This is a genomic window from Massilia sp. UYP32, assembly GCF_050434365.1.
In the GTDB taxonomy this organism is placed as follows: Bacteria; Pseudomonadota; Gammaproteobacteria; order Burkholderiales; family Burkholderiaceae_D; genus Telluria; species Telluria timonae.
In genome coordinates this window covers 117,349-133,326 of the sequence record NZ_JBNDIK010000001.1, presented here as the reverse complement: position 1 = coordinate 133,326, position 15,978 = coordinate 117,349, and the positions used below count along the sequence as shown (strand labels likewise).

Annotated in this window: 14 protein-coding genes; 1 reads left to right on the top strand and 13 read right to left on the bottom strand. The window is 67.8% G+C overall.

The genetic code is table 11. The features are described from left to right. The first annotated feature begins 205 nt into the window (after nt 1-205). A complete protein-coding gene (locus ABIB42_RS00625) occupies nt 206-472 on the top strand; it encodes a hypothetical protein (RefSeq protein ID WP_219863112.1) in 267 nt (88 codons plus the stop codon). Nucleotides 473-478: 6 nt separating this feature from the next. Here the strand turns inward: ABIB42_RS00625 and ABIB42_RS00620 are convergent, their stop codons facing one another. The 13 genes from ABIB42_RS00620 to ABIB42_RS00560 form a co-directional block, all read right to left on the bottom strand. Then, nucleotides 479-1,006: a MarR family winged helix-turn-helix transcriptional regulator gene (locus ABIB42_RS00620; protein WP_005669130.1), complete on the bottom strand. Its 528-nt coding sequence runs from the start codon at nt 1,004-1,006 to the stop codon at nt 479-481. Between the two features lie 8 nt (nt 1,007-1,014). Continuing rightward, nucleotides 1,015-2,643, bottom strand: a complete 1,629-nt coding sequence (locus ABIB42_RS00615; protein ID WP_229520373.1) for an AMP-binding protein — start codon at nt 2,641-2,643, stop codon at nt 1,015-1,017. 111 nt (nt 2,644-2,754) lie between these two features. Further along, the gene (locus ABIB42_RS00610; RefSeq protein ID WP_005669126.1) at nt 2,755-3,459 is read right to left on the bottom strand and encodes a response regulator; all 705 of its coding nucleotides are present in this window, start codon (nt 3,457-3,459) and stop codon (nt 2,755-2,757) included. Nucleotides 3,460-3,521: 62 nt separating this feature from the next. Then, a complete protein-coding gene (locus ABIB42_RS00605) occupies nt 3,522-7,805 on the bottom strand; it encodes a hybrid sensor histidine kinase/response regulator (protein ID WP_229520372.1) in 4,284 nt (1,427 codons plus the stop codon). Between the two features lie 176 nt (nt 7,806-7,981). Then, complete coding sequence (gene ggt, locus ABIB42_RS00600; protein WP_184234577.1) at nt 7,982-9,838, bottom strand: gamma-glutamyltransferase; 1,857 nt, start codon at nt 9,836-9,838, stop codon at nt 7,982-7,984. A gap of 52 nt (nt 9,839-9,890) precedes the next feature. Next, complete coding sequence (locus ABIB42_RS00595; protein WP_005669119.1) at nt 9,891-10,649, bottom strand: 3-hydroxyacyl-CoA dehydrogenase; 759 nt, start codon at nt 10,647-10,649, stop codon at nt 9,891-9,893. Nucleotides 10,650-10,759: 110 nt separating this feature from the next. Beyond that, on the bottom strand, nt 10,760-11,275 hold the full coding sequence (locus ABIB42_RS00590) for a hypothetical protein (RefSeq protein ID WP_005669117.1): 516 nt from the start codon (nt 11,273-11,275) through the stop codon (nt 10,760-10,762). A gap of 249 nt (nt 11,276-11,524) precedes the next feature. Further along, nucleotides 11,525-12,181, bottom strand: a complete 657-nt coding sequence (gene adk / locus ABIB42_RS00585) for an adenylate kinase (RefSeq protein ID WP_005669115.1) — start codon at nt 12,179-12,181, stop codon at nt 11,525-11,527. 184 nt (nt 12,182-12,365) lie between these two features. After that, nucleotides 12,366-13,118, bottom strand: a complete 753-nt coding sequence (gene kdsB, locus ABIB42_RS00580; RefSeq protein WP_219863110.1) for a 3-deoxy-manno-octulosonate cytidylyltransferase — start codon at nt 13,116-13,118, stop codon at nt 12,366-12,368. 10 nt (nt 13,119-13,128) lie between these two features. Next, nucleotides 13,129-13,299, bottom strand: coding sequence for a Trm112 family protein (locus tag ABIB42_RS00575; RefSeq protein ID WP_005669111.1), 171 nt, complete (start codon nt 13,297-13,299; stop codon nt 13,129-13,131). Continuing rightward, nucleotides 13,280-14,305: a tetraacyldisaccharide 4'-kinase gene (gene lpxK, locus ABIB42_RS00570; protein ID WP_184234580.1), complete on the bottom strand. Its 1,026-nt coding sequence runs from the start codon at nt 14,303-14,305 to the stop codon at nt 13,280-13,282. Before lpxK ends, ABIB42_RS00575 begins: the two co-directional genes overlap by 20 nt. Nucleotides 14,306-14,345: 40 nt before the next feature. Next, nucleotides 14,346-14,783: an ExbD/TolR family protein gene (locus ABIB42_RS00565; protein ID WP_040777085.1), complete on the bottom strand. Its 438-nt coding sequence runs from the start codon at nt 14,781-14,783 to the stop codon at nt 14,346-14,348. Then, the gene (locus ABIB42_RS00560) at nt 14,783-15,391 is read right to left on the bottom strand and encodes a MotA/TolQ/ExbB proton channel family protein (protein WP_184234583.1); all 609 of its coding nucleotides are present in this window, start codon (nt 15,389-15,391) and stop codon (nt 14,783-14,785) included. Before ABIB42_RS00560 ends, ABIB42_RS00565 begins: the two co-directional genes overlap by 1 nt. Between the last annotated feature and the right edge of the window lie 587 nt (nt 15,392-15,978).

The following is a 15,978-nucleotide window of genomic DNA, read 5'->3' as shown; positions in this document are numbered from 1 at the left end:
ATCCGACTGCGGTAACTTCACCAGCGGCCGCAGTTGTTGGTACTTTTGTGGTATTCGACTGGCAATGCTCAGCCTATTGACGCGCTCATGCGGGATTGCAGAGGCTCTTCTATTCCATGGCGAAGCAGGAATCCATCCGGTGATAGTCGCTGTGCGCGGGCAACGTTGACGACGTGCCCGCGGCGCACACCACCACGCACATCACTTGATCGCCACGCTCATTTCCCCATCCGCCATCACCACCGCGCCAACGAAGAAGCTGGCCTTGTCCGACGCCAGGAAGGCGGTGATCTCGGCGATCTCGCGCAGCTCGGCGGCGTCGGCCCGGGTGGGCTGTGAGAGCTCCTTTCACTTCAACCGCGCATTCAAGCGTTTTTTCGGCCGCAGTCCGCGCCAGGAGGCGTGCGACGTGAAGTCGGCATTCTCGCTGCTGCCGCCAACCCGGATCCGCGAGCAGCCGGACCGTGACTAGCAGCCCCTAGACTTCATCATCCACCCGCAGCTTGCGCTTCATGGTCGACAACAAGGCAATCATCTCCGCCTTGTCCTCGCCCGGCACATCCACCAGCATCTCCTCGATCCAGCGCTCATGCACCGCCGCCATCTCGGCGAAGGCCTTTCTTCCCGCCTCGGTCAGCTTGACCGCCGACGCGCGCCGGTCGCGTGCATCCTGCACCCGCACCACGAGTTCCTCGCGCTCGAGCTGGTCGGTGATCCCGGTGATATTGCCCCCGGTCACCATCATTCGCCGGGACAGCTCGCCCATGCGCAGCCCGTCCGGATGGCGCTCGAGCTGCGCCATCAGGTCGAAGCGCGGCAAGGTGATGCCGAAGGTGGTGCGCAGGCGGCTGCGGATCTCGTTCTCGATCCGCGTCGTGCACGACAGCATGCGCAGCCACAGCCGCAGCGACTGGTGGTGTTCGTCCGTCAGGCGGCTTTCCAGGTCCAGGTCGGCCGCCTCTCCCCCCTCGGCGTCGGCAGCCCGTATGCGCCTGTCGTCATCCATGCAAGTCCTCAAACCGCTTCAGTGCGTAATTTAAACCGTTGCAGTTTACCGGTTTCGGTCCGAGGCAGTTGTTCCTTGAACAGAATCGCGCGCGGGTACTTATACGGCGCGATCTGGCCCTTCACGAATTCTTGCAGCTCGTGGGCCAGTCGCTCGGTTCCCACGTGACTGTTGCGCAACACGACATGGGCTTCGACCACCTGCCCGCGTTCGGGGTCGCTCCGTCCCACCACGGCGCATTCGGCCACCGCCGGATGGTGCAGCAGCGCTTCTTCGACTTCGGCGCCGGCGATGTTGTAGCCGGCCGAGATGATCATGTCGTCGGTGCGCGAGCGGTAATAAAAATAGCCGTCGTCATCCATTTCGTAGGCGTCGCCGGTCAGGTTCCAGCCATCCTGGACGTAGTCGCGCTGGCGCTCGTCGGCCAGGTAGCGGCAGCCGGTCGGCCCCTTCACCGCCAGCCGGCCGATCACGCCCGGCCCCAGCTGCCTCCCCTGGGCGTCGAGGATGCAGGCCTGGTAGCCCGGCACCGGCTTGCCGGTGGCCCCTGGCCGGACGTCGTCGCCCGCGCTCGCGATGAAGATGTGCAGCAGCTCGGTCGCGCCGATGCCGTCGATCATGGCCAGCCCGGTCGCCGCCTGCCAGGCCTCGCGCGTGGCCACCGGCAGCGCTTCGCCGGCCGACACGCTGGCGCGCAGGCTCGACAAGTCGAAGCGGCCAGCCTGCGCCGCCATCTGGCGGTAGAAGGTCGGCGCCGTGAAGCACACGGTGGCGCGGTGCTCGGCGATCGCGCCCAGCAGGGCTTCGGGCGTGAGCTTCTCGACCAGCACCCCGGCCGCCCCCACCCGCAGCGGGAACAGCAGCAGCCCGCCCAGCCCGAAGGTGAAGGCCAGCGGCGGCGTGCCGACGAAGACGTCGTCCGCCTGCGCACGCAGGGCGTGGCGCGGGAAGCAGTCGCAGATCGCCAGCACGTCGCGGTGGAAGTGCATGGTCCCTTTCGGCACGCCGGTGGTGCCGGACGTGAAGCTGATCAGGCAGACGTCGTCCTGCGCCGTGTCGGCGGCGACGAACGGCTCGCCATGGCGCGCCATGCGTTGTTCGAGGCAATCGGGGACCGGGGCGTCGAACACCAGCACCGGCACGGACAGGCCGAGCGCGGCGACCTCGTCCACCAGGGTGCCGGCGCACAGCATCGCGTTCACGCGCGCCTTGCCGGCGATGGCGCCGAGTTCGCGCGCGCGCAGCAGCGGCATGGTCGGCACCGCGATGCAGCCGGCCTTGATCACGCCCAGGATGCAGGCCGCCATCGTCGGGCAGTTGGCGCCGCGCACCAGCACCCGGTTGCCGGTGGCCAGGCCCAGGTCGTGGCGCAGCACGTGGGCGATGCGGTCGACCCGCTCCAACAATGCGGCGTAGGTCAGCCGCTCGCGCGCGCCGATCAGCGCCGTGCGCCCGCCCCAGCCGCGCTTGACGGCGCCGTCGAGCAGGTCGGCGACGCAGTTCAGGCGCGGCGGGTAATGCAGTTCGGGCAGGTCGAACAGGAACTCGGGCCAGGTGTGCGCCGGCGGCAGGTTGGCGCGGGCGAAACTGTCCGTGTGGCCGGACGGGAACAGCGTTGCGATGGTGGCGTCGTTCATGGATGGTCCCGGCTGGGTAAAACGAGGCGACAAGAACTCAAGCAACAAGCCAGGAATACTTTAAATCTAAAGCACCTGCCCGGCAAGCGGATTCGCCACCCCTTCTTGCGTTCAGCCATGCGCGGCGCGCCCGGCCTGGCGCGCGACCGCCGCGCCGGCCGTCGCCAGCGCCGCCGCCACATCGTGCGGCGCCGGGGAGCGGGCCTCGGCCACCGTGGCCAGCGCCGCGGCGGCGCCGTACAGGCCGAGCGTCTTGCAGCCTTCGCGCAGGCGGTTCAGGCGCGCCTGCGTTCCCTCGTCGCCGGCCGGCGGCTCGTGCATGGCCACCTGCAGCTGGCGCGCCAGGCCGTCCAGGTAGAGGCGCAGGCGCGCATGATCGATGCCGAGCCGGCGCGCCACCTCGTCCGGTGCTTCGTCCGGCGCTTCGTCTGCGGGTTGGGCGCCGGCCAGCGCCGGAAACAGGCGCGCGAACTGCGCGCGCACGTCTTCCTGGCGGAACGGCTTGACGATGTAGCCGCTGGCGCCCAGGGCCGCCGCTTCGTCCAGCGTCGCGCCGTCGGACGCGGCCGAAACCAGCACGAAGGGCAGCGCCGCCGTGTCGGCGCCGGCGCGCACCCGCTGCAGCAGTTGCAGGCCGGACAGGTGCGGCATGCGCAGGTCGCAGAACACGATGTCGGGCCGCAGGCCCGATTCCAGCTGGCGCCAGGCATCGGCGCCGTCTTCCGCTTCCAGGATCGCATGATTGCCGCAGCTGTCGACCAGATGCATCAGCATCATGCGCGCCACGATGTCGTCGTCCACTACCAGCACCTTCATTCGCTCTCCGCCAGTTCGGTCAAGACCTGCATTATAGGCAAGCATTCGGGACAGGCCGGAGATTAGCGCGCATCGAAGGCGTCGAGCAGCGTATGCAGCCGCGGCAGCCCGGCGCGCAGGCGCTCGTGCTCGCCGGCGTCGGCCGCCGCTTCCAGTTCGCCGCACAGCGTTGCCAGGCCTGGCTCCGCCAGGTGGACGGCGCTGCCGCGCAGGCCGTGCAGGATGCGGCCGGCGGCGTCCAGGTCATCGGACGCGACCGCCGCCGCCAGCTCCCGGCGCCGGCGCGGCAGGTCGGCGACGAAGGCGGCGCGCAGGCGCAGCGCCAGGGCCTCGCCAGGCGCGGCGGTGGCCGCGGTGGCCGCTGGCCCCGGATCCGCGCCGCGCCCCGCCGCCGGCGCGTCGAAGGTGACCTCGAACATCGCGTCGAGCGCCGCCATCGCCTGCGCACGGCTGTCGGGCGCGCCTTGCGCCGGCATCGGCTCGAGCGGCACGCCGCGCTGCAGCTGGCGCTCGATCGCGCGCGCCAGCTGGGTGTGCAGCGCCGCCTCGTCGATCGGCTTGGTCAGGAAGGCATCCATCCCGCAGGCCAGGTAGCGCGTGCGGTCCTCGTCGCTGGCGTTGGCGGTGAGCGCCACGATCATCAGGTGCGGATCGATCACTGGCGCATCCTGCGGGCCGCCGGCGCGGATCAGGCGGGTGGCGCTGGCGCCGTCCATCTCGGGCATGCGGCCGTCCATCAGGACCAGGTCGTAGCGCTTGCGCGCGCAGGCGGCCACCGCCTCCAGGCCGTTGTCGACGATGTCGATCGCATGGCCCAGCTCCTCGACCATCAGGCGCGCGATGATCTGGTTGGTGGGGAAGTCCTCTGCGCACAGGATACTGAGGCGATGGCTGTGCGGCGCGCGCGGCGCATGCTCCACGCGCACCGGCGGGGCGCCGTCCGGCAGCGGCAGCAGCACGCTGAACACGCTGCCCTTGCCTTCCTGGCTGTTGACGCCGATGGTGCCTCCCATCAGCTCCACCAGCTGGCGGCAGATCGCCAGGCCGAGGCCGGTGCCGCCGTAGCGGCGCGTGGTGGTGGTATCGGCCTGCTCGAACTTCTGGAACAGCCGCGGCAGCGCATCGGACGGGATGCCGATGCCGGTGTCGCGCACCGTGAAGCGGATCATGTGCATGCCCGGCGGGCGGTCCTGGTCGTCCGGCCGACACTCGACCTGCACCGTCACGCTGCCCGACCTGGTGAACTTGAAGGCATTCCCGATCAGGTTCACCAGCACCTGGCGCACGCGGGTCGGGTCGCCCACCAGGAAGCGCGGCACGTTGTCGTCGACCTGGACCGAGAAGTCCAGGCTGTGGCCGGCGGCCTGCTCCTGGAAGAGGCTGGCCACGTTGCGCATCTTCTCGTGCAGGTCGAAGTCGATGCGCTCGACGGTCAGCTTGCCGGCCTCGATCTTCGAGAAGTCGAGCAGGTCGTTGATGATCGCCAGCAGCGCTTCGGCATTGGCCTGGCCGCGCAGGATCTGCTCGCGCGTGTTGTCCCTGAGCGCCGCGTCGCGCAGCGCGAAGCCCAGCATGCCGATCACGCCGGCCAGCGGGGTGCGCATCTCGTGGCTCATATTGGCCAGGAACTCGGACTTCTGGCGCGTCGCATCCTCGGCGCGCTCCTTGGCCTGGCGCAGGACTTCCTCGTTCTCCTGCAGCGTGCGGTAGGCGCGCGCCAGCTCGTTGCTCTGGTGGCGTCCGCGCCGCTCCTGCTCGCGCAGTTCCTGCGTCTGCTGCTCGAGCATGCGGTTCTGCTGCTCCACCTGCTCGGTGCGCGCGCTCACCTGGTGTTCCAGCCGCTCCTTGTGGCGGCGCAGGCTGGACAGGCGCATGCGCAGCCCCCCGTAGACGGCGCTGCACACCAGCAGGATCATGGCGATCCGGGCCCACGGCGTGCCCCACGGCGGCGGCTCGATGGTCAGCGCCAGCGCCGCCACGTCCTCGCTCCAGACGTCGTCCTTGTTGGCCGCGCGCACCCGGAACACATAGGTCCCGGGATCGAGGTTGGTATAGGTGGCGAAGCGCTGGTCGGCGCCGGCGTTCACCCAGCCCTTGTCGAAGCCGTCCAGCCGGTAGGCGAACTTGTTGCGTTCGGGCGCGGCGAAGTGCAGCGCCGCGAATTCGAGGGTGAGCACGGCGGCGTCGGCCGGCAGGGTCACGGCGCTGGCGTTCTCGATCGGCCCCGGCAGCAGGCCCGGGAAGGCTTGCTCGAGCGGCCGGTTGAAGACCTGCAGGCCGGTGATCACGGGACGCGGCGCGATGCGGTTGTCGCGGATCGCGCGCGGATCGAAGGCGGTGATGCCGTTGAAGCCGCCGAAATACAGGGTCCCGTCGCTCGCGCGCAACACCGAGGCGTCGAAGAAGGCGCCTTCGGTGATGCCGTCGGCCGCCGTGTAGCTGCGCCAGCGCCCGTTGGCCGGGTCGAAGCTCGAGATGCCGCTCGAGGTGCTGGCCCAGATGCGGCCGTCCTGGTCTTCCACGATCGCCGCCACCGAATCGTCGACCAGGCCGTCGCGCGTGGTGTAGCGGGTGAAGCTGAGCGCGCCGTCGCGCCCCGTCACCATGCGGTTCAGGCCTACCGCGGTGCCGATCCAGATGTCGCCGCGGCTGTCTTCCATCAGGTGGTGCACCTCGTCGTGGCTGATGCTGTTCGGGTCGTAGGGATCGTGGCGGAAGTGGCGGAACCTGCCGCTGGCGCGGTCCAACAGGTCGAGGCCGGCGAAGGTGCCGACCCAGAAGCGGCCGCGCCGGTCTTCGAGCATCGGCCGCGCGATGTCGTCCGACAGGCTGGTGAACTTCGACGGATCGTGGCGGTAGCTGGTCACCGCGCGCGTGACCGGGTCGAGCCGGTGCATACCGCCGCGGGTCGTGATCCAGACCATGCCGGCGCGGTCGAGCAGCATCGAGCGCACGTTGTTGGCGTCGGCGTCGCCCGGCAGCACCTGGCGCCGGAACCGGCGCGCCGCGGGGTCGAAGGAGGTGATGCCGGAGCGGCTGCCGATCCACAGCAGGCCGGCGCCGTCGCGCACGATGGCCGCCGCCGGCACGTCGATCAGGCTGTTCGGGTCGTCCTTGCGGTGGCGGAACACCTCGGCCTTGCCGGTGCGCGGATCGAGGTGGTGCAAGGCGGTGGCCGAGCCGACCCACAGCCGCTGTCCGTCTTCGAGCAATGCGCGCACCTTGTTGTCCGCCAGCGAGTCGGGCATGCCGGGGCGCGCATTGAGGCGCGCGAAGCCGCCGCTGCCCAGGTCGACGCGCGAGACGCCGCCATACCAGGTGCCGGCCCAGAAGGTGCCGACCCGGTCGCGGTACAGGGCCGAGACGTAGTTGTCGACCAGGCTGTGGCGGTCGGTCACGACGTTGCGGAAGGCGTCGAAGCGCTCGCCCCCGGCGCGCCAGCGCAGCAGGCCGTCTTCGTGGGTGCCGGCCCACACCGTGCCGTCGGGATCCTGGTACAGCGTGGTGATCCAGGATTCCTTGACGCCGTCGGCCGGCCCGAAGCGGCGCAGCCTGCCCGCATCCGGGCCACGCAGTTCGCGCCGTTCCAGCCCGCCGAAGCGCCCGACCCAGAGCCGCTGCCCGGCGTCGACCAGCAGCGCGTGCACCGGCCGTGAACGAACGTCCAGTTGCGAAGGATGGTGCTCGACCGTCCGGCGGTTGGGGGCCAGGCTGTCCAGGCCCGCCGCGGTGCCGATCCAGAGGCGCCCGTCGGCGTCGAGCGCCAGCGCCTGGATGCCGTCGTCGCGCAGGGTGCGCTCGTCGTTCGGCACGTGGTGCCAGACCGTGAACTTGCCGGTCTCGGTGTCGAAGTGCTGCAGGCCGTCGGCGGTGCCGATCCACAGCCCGTCCTTGCCGTCGCCGATCATGGCCTTGATCTGGCGGTTGCCGGTGCCGCGCCGGGTCGGCTCGTGCGGCGCGTACAGGGTAAAGCTGCGGGTGGCCGGATCGTAGCGGTTCAGGCCGCCGTCGGTGCCCAGCCACATGCGGCCGTGGCGGTCCAGGTGCAGCACCCGCACCCAGTTGCTGGACAGGCTGCGCGGGTTGCCGATCTCGCTGCGGTAGTGCACGAACCGGTAGCCGTCATAGCGCGACAGGCCGGACTGGGTGCCGAACCACATGAAGCCGTCGCGGTCCTGGACGATGGACAGGACCGATTCCTGGGCCAGGCCCTGCTGCACCGACAGGTGTTCGAAGCGCAGGGTCGGTTCGGGCGCCGCCGCGCGCGACGGCGCCGATGCCGCCAGCACGAGCGGCAGCAGGAAGATCGACAGGAAGATGGAGAAGCACCGGCGCAGCATGGTCATGGGGCGCGAAAGCGGGCGCGCGCATCGGCGACACGCGCTCCCGCTCCCATCGGGATCGATCCGGTTTTCTGTTTGCTATCCACGGGCGACAGGTTAGCAAACTCTGATTGTCTTGAGGCAAATATGGGGTGGGGAACGCAACAAATTGTCTGCATTTGTCGCTTCCCCGCCCATTTTCAATCGCCCTTGGCAATGCCCTCGCGGCGCGGATCGGCGCCGCCGAACCACATCGGCACCCCGTGCACCTGGATCCGCTCGATGCCGTGCAGGCCCGAGGTCTGTTCGCTGACGCGGATCGCATGGCCGCGCGCGCGCAGCAGGTCTTGCGTGGCCTGCGGGAAGCGCCCGCGTTCCAGCTCGGTGGGGCCGTTGCGGCTGCCGAAATTGGGCAGCGCGATCGCCTGCTGCACGTTCAGGCCCCAGTCCAGGGTTCCGACCAGCACCTTGGCCACGTAGTTGATGATGGCCGGGCCGCCCGGCGAGCCGACGGTGAGCACCAGCTTGCCGCTGTCCTTCTCGAACACGATGGTGGGCGACATGGCGCTGCGCGGCCGTTTATTGGCCTCGACCCGGTTCGCCACCGGGCCGTCGGCGTCACGCGCGCTGAACGAAAAATCGGTCAGCTGGTTGTTGAGCATGAAACCGTCGACCATCTGGCGCGAACCGAAGGCGTCCTCGATGGTGGTCGTCATCGCCAGGCCGCGGCCGTCGGCGTCGACCACCGACAGGTGCGAGGTCGACGGCGTCTCGATCGCATTGTCGGTGCCCCACGCGACTTCCATGCCCGGCGGCGTGCCGGCCTTGGCCTCGCCCATCGAGCGGGCGCCGACCAGGGCGGCGCGCCCCTTCAGGTAGCCCTTGTCGATCAGGCTCGGGATGCCGCGACCCGGCAGCGGCACGAAGTCGGCGTCGGCCGCATAGCGGTTGCGGTCGGCGTAGGCCAGGCGCCCCACTTCCGAGAACACGTGCACGGCTTGCGCGCCCGGCACGCCGTCCTTCGGGGCCAGCGCCTTCATGTCGAAGGTCTCGAACATGCCCAGCATCTGGGCCACGGCGATCCCGCCGGACGACGGCGGCGGCATGCCGCACACGGTGTATTGCCGATAGTCGCTGCAGACCGGCGCGCGCACCTTGGGCCGGTAGTCGGCGATGTCCTTCGCCGTGAGCAGGCCGGGGTTGGTCGGATGGCTGGCGACCTTGGCCGCGATATCGCGCGCGATGCGACCGGTATAGAACACGTCGGCGCCGCCCTCGGCGATCTCGCGCAGCGTCCTGGCCAGCGCCGGGTTCTTCAGCACATGGCCGACCGGCCACGCCTGGCCATGCTGGTCGTAGAAATAAGCGGCGGCCACCGGGTCCTTGCGCAGGTGGGTCTCGCCGGCCAGCATCTTGTGCATGCGCGGGCTGACCGCGAAGCCCTGCTCCGACAGCCGGATCGCCGGCTCGAACAGCGTCTTCCAGGGCAGCTTGCCGTGCTGGCGGTGGGCAAGTTCAAGCATGCGCAGCACGCCCGGGGCGCCGACCGAGCGGCCGCCGACCACGCCTTCGGTGCGCGACAGCGGCGTGCCGTCCGGGCGTTCGAACAGGTGCTCGTCGGCCCTGGCGGGCGCGGTCTCGCGGCCGTCGAAAGCCTGGGTCTGTTTGCCGTCGTAGTGGACCATGAAGGCGCCGCCGCCGATGCCCGACGATTGCGGCTCGACCAGGGTCAGCACCAGCTGGGTGGCGATCGCCGCGTCGATCGCGCTGCCGCCGCGGCGCAGGATCTGGTAGCCGGCGTCCACCGCCAGCGGGTTGGCCGCAGCCACCATGTATTTCTGGGCCGGCCAGCCGGCCTTGTCGGCATAGCCGGTGGCCGCTTCCGGCGCGGCCTGCAGGGAATCCTGGGCGCCGGCGGGCAGGTGGAAGGCGGCGGCCAGGGAAAGTGCAGGTATGACTGCACGCGCAAAGGTGCTGAACTGTTTCAAATGATTCTCCCAAAAGCAGACGGGCGCGCCGCCGCACGACAGCGGCGACGCGCCCGAGATCGCAGACATGCTACCTCATGTCGCGCGAGCTTGCTTTAAGGACAATGCCTGAGCTGACCGTTTACTTCGGCTGCATGCGGATCGCGCCGTCGAGGCGGATCGTCTCTCCGTTGAGCATCACGTTCTCGATAATGGCCTTGGCCAGGTGGGCATACTCCTTCGGCAGTCCCAGGCGCGGCGGGAACGGCACCATCTTGCCCAGCGAATCGCGCACTTCCTGCGGCATGTTCATCAGCATCGGGGTTTCGAAGATGCCGGGGGCGATGGTCATCACGCGGATGCCGCTGCGCGCCAGGTCGCGCGCCATCGGCAGGGTCAGGCCGGCCACGGCCGCTTTGGATGACCCATAAGCGGCTTGCCCCATCTGGCCGTCGTAGGCCGCGACCGAGGCGGTGTTGATGATGACGCCGCGTTCGCCGTATTCGGCCTCGTCGGTCTTCGCCATGGCGTCGGCCGCCAGGCGCGCCATATTGAAGGTGCCGACCAGGTTGATGTTGACGGCGCGCTGGAACACCTCGAGCGGATGCGGGCCGTCCTTGCCGACGGTCTTGGCGGCCGGCGCCACGCCGGCGCAATTGACCAGGCCACGCAGGACGCCCAGCGCGACGGCCGCCTCGACCACCGCCTTGCCGTCCGCTTCCTGGGTGACGTCGCAGCGGACGAACTGGCCGTTCAGTTCCTGCGCCAGCGCGCGGCCGGCCTCTTCCTGGACGTCGGCGATCACGACTTTCGCGCCGCCGTCCGCCAGCATGCGCGCGGTGGCCGCGCCCAGGCCCGAGGCGCCGCCGGTGACGATGAAGACGTTGTTCTGGATTTGCATGGTGTGTCCCTTATAAAAGTTCTATGTGCCACATGTTTAACGTTTACGTTAACGTCAACTGGCATTGTAGCGAACTTTTATAGGGAACCACCATGTCGGCGCTCAGGCGTTCAGAAGCACTGCATCGTGTTGCCGGTGCGGTTGCACAGGCGGCCTTCGCTGTTGACGCTGGCGTTGCCGACCTGGCCGGCCGTGGTGGCGCCGCTGGCGTCGGTGCAGGTGGCGCCGGTGCAGGCGCTGACCGGGCGCGAAGTCGGGCCGACCGGGGCTGGCGCGGTGGTCGGCGTCGGCGTGGGCGTGATGCGCGTACTCGCCGGCACCGCCTGGGTGTCCTGCGGACGCGGCATCGGGACCGGCTGCGGACGCACGTTCTGCGGCGCCGGATGGGTGGCGGGATCGATGTCCTTCAGGCGCGACGGTTCCTGGCGTCCGGTCGCCTTTTCTTCCTGGGTCATGGGACGCATGTCGATCGTCGGGGCCGGCGCCGTGGTCTGCTGGCCGTCGAGCGATGGGCGGTAGGTCGCGCCAGTCGCCGGCTGACCCTGAGTGACGCCGGTGGTCTGGGCGCCGGCGCCGATGGCGGTGGCGGCGAGCAGGACGGCAAGGATGGTTTTCGGCGTATTCATGGCAGACCTCTCTCTTGGCTTGATCGATGACCTATTATCGTCTTGTCAACGTGCGCACGGCGCACGAGAAACAATTTCTCACATAATCGAGGAGACATGCAGGTCAAGCAGAGAATGCGCCGCGCCCAAAAACGTCGTTCCCGCGGAGGCGGGAACTCAAGTTGCTTGCGTCATCGCGACACGTGGAAACTTGGGTTCCCGCCTGCGCGGGAACGAGGGTTGCTGCTAACTTGCCCTGGGTGGCTGCGCTTATTCGGACAGCGCCGCGAACGCGTTGTCGCGCACCTGCTCGACCGGGCCGACGCCCGAGATCTTGCGGTATTTCGGCGCGCCCGGCAGGCCCGACTCGGCCCACTTGCCGTAGTAGCCCAGCAACACTTCGGTCTGGTTGTGATAGACCTCCAGGCGCTTCGAGACGGTCTCGGCCTTGTCGTCGTCGCGCTGGATCAGCGGCTCGCCACTGACGTCGTCGACGCCTTCGACCTTCGGCGGGTTGAACTTGACGTGGTACACGCGGCCCGAGGCCGGGTGCGAGCGGCGGCCGGTCATGCGTTCGAGGATCATTTCGTCAGGAACGTCGATTTCGAGCACGTAGTCGATGGTGACGCCGCTGTCCTTCATCGCCTCGGCCTGGGCGATGGTGCGCGGGAAGCCGTCGAACAGATAGCCGTTGGCGCAGTCCGCATCCTTCAGGCGCTCCTTGACCAGGCCGATGATGATGTCGTCCGACACCAGTTGGCCGGCATCCATCACCTTTTTCGCAGCCAGGCCCAGTTCGGTGCCCGCCTTGATCGCGGCGCGCAGCATGTCGCCGGTCGAGATTTGCGGGATATTGAACTTTTCCTTGATGAAATTTGCCTGGGTGCCCTTCCCGGCGCCGGGTGCTCCTAACAGAATGAGACGCATGAGTTTCCTGAGATTCTAGAAAATAATGAAAATTGCTGTGGATTGTATAAATTATGTTTGATGTTGCCAAGCCTTCTTGACACGGAAGTTACCACAAAAGTTGGCTTTCAAGCCAGTTTTGGGGCCCTGCGGCCAGGATTATTGATCCTGCGCAGACAGCCCCATCACAGACCTGTGGTTTACGTCAAGACGGATAATGCAGGCGTACTCGCGCCAGGTCGTCCGGCGTGTCGACGCCGCCGGGTGGCGCATCTTGTGTGACGTGCACGGCGATCGGGTAGCCGTGCCACAGCACGCGCAGCTGTTCGAGCGCCTCGATGCCTTCGAGCGGCGAGACGTCCAGCTTCGGATAGGCTTGCAGGAAGGCGTTGCTGTAGGCGTAGAGGCCGATGTGGCGCAGCGGCGCGTAGCCGGCAGGCAGGGAATCCTGGGTGGCCGCGAAGGCGTCGCGGTGCCAGGGAATGGTGGCGCGCGAGAAGTAAAGCGCGCGGCCGAGCTTGTCGAGCACCACCTTGACGATGTTCGGGTTGAAGACCTCGGAGGTGTCGAGGATCGGATGCGCGCAGGTCGCCATCGGCGTGTGGGCGTCGATGCGGGCGGCGCAGGCCGCCAGCAGCGCCGGATCGATCAACGGCTCGTCGCCCTGCAGGTTGACCACGACTTCATCCTGGCCCAGGCCCAGCACCTGCGCCACTTCGGCGATGCGGTCGGTGCCGGACGGGTGATCGGCGCGCGTGAGCACCGCGGAGACGCCATGGGCGGCGCAGGCGGCGGCGATGTCTTCATGGTCGGTGGCGACGATGATGCGCGCCGCGCCGGATGCGCGCGCGCGTTCGGCCACGCGCACCACCATGGGTTTACCGCCCAGGTCGGCCAGCGGCTTGTTCGGCAGGCGGGTCGAGGCCAGGCGCGCCGGGATGATGACAGTGAAGTTCATCTGTAACCCGTCATGCCGGTTCGATCTTGCGCGCCTGGTCGGCCCACATGATCGGGATGCCGTCGCGGATCGGGTACGCCAGGCGGTCGGCGCGGCAGGTCAGTTCCTGCGCCTTTTTGTCGAGTTCAAGCGGTCCCTTGCACAACGGGCAGACCAGGATATCAAGCAAGCGAGCGTCCACGACATTTCTCCACGATTTGTTCGGCCAGTGCAGGGTCGAGCTGCGCCGTGACCGGCACGACCCACAGGCGTGGATCGTTCTTCAGATGATCAATTTGCCGACATTTTACTGCATCCTTCTCGGTGATCAGGATGACATCGGCATCGACCCCGGCAAACGGGTCGTCCATGAAGTCGTGATGGTCGGGCAAAGGCAGCTCGCCGACCGCCAGGCCGGCCGCGCGCAGCATGGCGAAGAAGCGTCCCGGATTGCCGATGCCGGCGGCGGCCACGATGCGTTTATCCGTTAATCGGGCGAGCGGCACCGACTGGCCGCCCTGCAGCGGCTCGGCATGGTCGCCGGCCAGGCGCATGCGCCACGGTTGTCCGCCGACCGCCCGGGCCAGGCCGGGCGTGATCTCGGGCGCATTGACGACCGTGAAGTCGCGCCGGCGCGACGGCGGTTCGCGCAGGGGACCGGCCGGCAGCAGCCAGCCATTGCCGACGCCGCGGCCGTCGAACAGCACGATCTCGACGTCGCGCGCCAGCGCGTAGTGCTGCAGGCCGTCGTCGGCGATCAGCACGTCGACCCCGGGATGCGCCGCCAGCAACGCCCTGCCCGCCTCGACGCGGCGGCGACCGACCACGACCGGGCACCCGGCGCGGGCCGCGATCAGGAGCGGCTCGTCGCCGACGGCGCGCGGATCGGACTGCGGGGCGACCTCCAGGGCCGCGCCTTCCTGGCCGCCATGGCCGCGCGAGATCACGCCGGGATTCAGGCCGGCCGCGCGCAGGCTCTCGGCCAGCCAGATCGTCAGCGGCGTCTTGCCGGTGCCGCCGATGAAGATATTGCCGACCACGATCACCGGCACCGGCAGGCGTTCGGCGCGCTTCAGGCCGGTGCGAAACAGCAGGCGGCGCAGGCCGGCCAGCAGGCGAAACAGCAGCGCCAGCGGCAGGAGCAGCAAGGCCAGGGGCCCGCGCCGGAGCCAGGCGCGGGTCAGGGTCGATTCGAGTCGGGAAGCCATGCGGAAAGAAAAACGGCGCGCAGCGTGCGCGCCTTGGGGATTATTTGGCGGCGCCGGTCTGGGCCGCGAAGGTCAGCTTGTCGTAGCCGGCCACGCGCGCCGCTTCCAGCACGTTGATGACCATCTGGTGCATCGCGAACTGGTCGGCGTTGACGATGATCACCGGGCTGGCCACCACCTGGCCGTCGGGCGTGCGCGCGGCGTTCTTCATGTCCTGGGCCAGGCCGGCCACGCTGTGGAAGGTCACCGGCGTATTGTTGACCGTGTAGTTGCCCTTGGCGTCGACCGTCACGTTGATCTCGAACGGCTTCTCCGCCTGCTTCTCGGCCTCGGCGGTCGGCAGGGTGATCTGCAGCTCGGTGAACTTGCTGTAGGTGGTCGAGACCATCAGGAAGATCAGGACCACCAGCAGCACGTCGATGAACGGGATCAGGTTGATCTCCGGCTCTTCGCGCTTGCGGCCGCGGCGAAAGTCCATCATTTGCGGGCACCGTGGACGACGTCGACCAGTTTCACCGCCTGCAGTTCCATCTCGACGATATAGGTGTCGACCAGGTTGCGGAAGTGGCGGTAGAACACCAGGGCCGGCATCGCGATCGCCAGGCCGAAGCCGGTGTTGTACAGCGCCACCGAGATGCCGTGCGCCAGTTGCGCCGGATTGTTGCCGCCGGTCGGGGTCGAGGCGCCGAAGATCTCGATCATGCCGACCACCGTGCCGAACAGGCCCATCAGCGGCGCCAGCGAGGCGATGGTGCCGAGCGTGGTGAGGAAGCGTTCCAGGTTCTGGGCCACGCCGCGGCCGGCCTCCTCGATCGACTCCTTCATCACGTCGCGCGGGGCGTCGACGTTGCGCAGCGCCGCGGCCAGCACGGTGCCCAGGGGCGAGTTCTGTTCCAGCTTGTCCACCACGTCGGGCGTCACCTTGCCGCTGCGGTAGACGCGGATGACTTCATCGAGCAGGTTGCGGGGCAGGATCTTCTCGCGGCGCAGGGTGATCAGACGTTCGACGATGAGGGCGACGGCGACGATCGACGCGATCAGCAGGAACCAGATGGGCCAGCCTGCGGCTTGAAAAATGGCGAGCAAGAGATACTCCTGAGAGGAAAAAGATCAATTCGGCAATGTAGCAAGTTGGCAGCGAAGCGGCAAGTAGAGTTCTTCACATCTTCTGTGGATAAAATTGTGCGCAATGGCCGCGAGGTGGAACAAGTACCTTGATTTGTAAGGGCTTTCTGCGCCTGCGCAAGAAAATGGCAGTCTCATGACTTGGCTCAACCGGGCCCGGGCTCAACCAGTTACTCACTGGCATCGTGTAGTTGCGAACAAATTCTGTGGACAAAATTGTGCGCAAGGGTAGCCGGACTCGACTAAGTAACTGATTCCAGACGATTTTATTGTTGAGCCTAAATTCCGGGCAGCCGAACCCGGCTGTACTTTGGCTGCGATCAGGTGAGGTTCCGCACACTTTTTGTGGACAAAAGTGTGAGCAATGGGCACTTTATGACCGTAAGCCTTTGATTTACCTCAATAAAACACCGCTGCTTAAAATATTGGCATACAGCACTTTTTGCCAACAAAAGGTGCCTGAGTGGCGCTTTCTGCCTCGTTTGTTTGGCCTCCGGGGCACCGGTGCACACATTATTCGTTATCTGCACAATTTTTGTGGATAAGAA